The organism is Campylobacter concisus (genome assembly GCF_902460595.1).
GTDB lineage: Bacteria > Campylobacterota > Campylobacteria > Campylobacterales > Campylobacteraceae > Campylobacter_A > Campylobacter_A concisus_BL.
In genome coordinates, this window is the sequence record NZ_CABPVA010000034.1 from 1 (window position 1) to 1,390 (window position 1,390).

The 1,390-nt window shown below is 41.7% G+C and carries 2 protein-coding genes; both read right to left on the bottom strand.

Going from position 1 to position 1,390, the window contains the following annotated elements:
• Positions 1 to 101: 101 nt before the first annotated feature.
• The gene (locus F3G86_RS10160; protein ID WP_149723779.1) at positions 102 to 356 is read right to left on the bottom strand and encodes a hypothetical protein; all 255 of its coding nucleotides are present in this window, start codon (positions 354 to 356) and stop codon (positions 102 to 104) included.
• Positions 357 to 438: 82 nt separating this feature from the next.
• The gene (locus F3G86_RS10165) at positions 439 to 1,077 is read right to left on the bottom strand and encodes a YdjY domain-containing protein (RefSeq protein ID WP_149723780.1); all 639 of its coding nucleotides are present in this window, start codon (positions 1,075 to 1,077) and stop codon (positions 439 to 441) included.
• Between the last annotated feature and the right edge of the window lie 313 nt (positions 1,078 to 1,390).

The window sequence follows — 1,390 nt, forward strand, 5'->3', positions numbered from 1 at the left end:
CACGCGCATCTCGAGCCAAACTGATAGCGAGACTAAAAGCGCCGCGCTAAGCCCTAAAAGCAAAGCGCAAAACGCGTAATACAAGGCTCTAAAAGCTTGCATCAGTTTGCAACTCTAAAGCTGATCGCTACAAATGTGCCATCAGGCGGTAAAACGTCTTTGTTGCCGTGAAATACGACTTCACCACGCTTTTCAACTGCACCGTGAGTGTAGGTGTGGTTTGAGATGATGCCGACTGAGCAGCTATCTAAGCAAGCGCAAAAATAGCCGTGCGCTTTTGAAAGAGCCCGTAAAGTAGCCCAGCCACGAAAAATCCAGCCACGATATAGCGGTTGTGCACGCGCATCTCGAGCCAAACTGATAGCGAGACTAAAAGCGCCGCGCTAAGCCCTAAAAGCAAAGCGCAAAACGCGTAATACAAGGCTCTAAAAGCTTGCATCAGTTTGCAACTCTAAAGCTGATCGCTACAAATGTGCCATCAGGCGGTAAAACGTCTTTGTTGCCGTGAAATACGACTTCACCACGCTTTTCAACTGCACCGTGAGTGTAGGTGTGGTTTGAGATGATGCCGACTGAGCAGCTATCTAAGCATGCGATGCAGCCTGTGTTAAAGCTCTTTGCGGTCGCTTCGTTGCCGCCAAAACGCATGTCGATTGGTTTGCCGTTACTATCTGTGATGACTTCGTTGATGTCGTAGCTTTTTGGTGCGCCGTTCCATGTTACTTCGATCTTGATCTTGTCGCCTTCGACGTGTGTTTCAGGGCCATTTTTTAGAGTCATATTGTTGCCTGGTTTGGCGCCTATTTTTTTCATAGCTTGGTAGAAATCGTTTTGATTTGCAAGTGCGATAAACACAGGCTTATCGCCAAATCTTCCATCTTTGAAAACTACTGCGTGGCGAGTGTTTTCAGTAAGATACTTGCCATTTACCTTGGCTAAGATAGTAATAGTTTTAGCGTTTTCATCTACTACCATCGGATTTTGAGCGCTTACTACGCCAACTTGATCGTCGCTAGCTTGAACGCTTGCGGTAAAAAACAGACTAAAAATAGCCATAAAAATAGCTTTTTTAAACATATTAGTGCCTTTCTGTGAAGAAAATTTGAAATTTGATTTACGAAAACTTTAGAGAATTTGTAAATGTTGCAGGCGAACCTCGCCTAAAAAATATTTTTGAATTATATTTTGTTTAAAATAAAAAATTGTTTAAATGACATTTTGTTCATAATGCGCAAAAATTAGTATTTTTCATTGTTTTAGAAGTGTAAATGAGATATAATTTTGGGATTTTTAAGAGGCTGTCCCACTTTAGTAACTAAGTGTTCCACTCTTAAAGGAAATTTTAAAGAAAGGGAAAGAACAAAAGCATCACTGCTAGTGCCTAAAATAG

What these genes read in the sequence shown, in the direction of transcription:
- F3G86_RS10165 (WP_149723780.1), bottom strand. Translation starts at nt 1,077, where the DNA reads ATGTTTAAAAAAGCTATTTTTATGGCTATTTTTAGTCTGTTTTTTACC.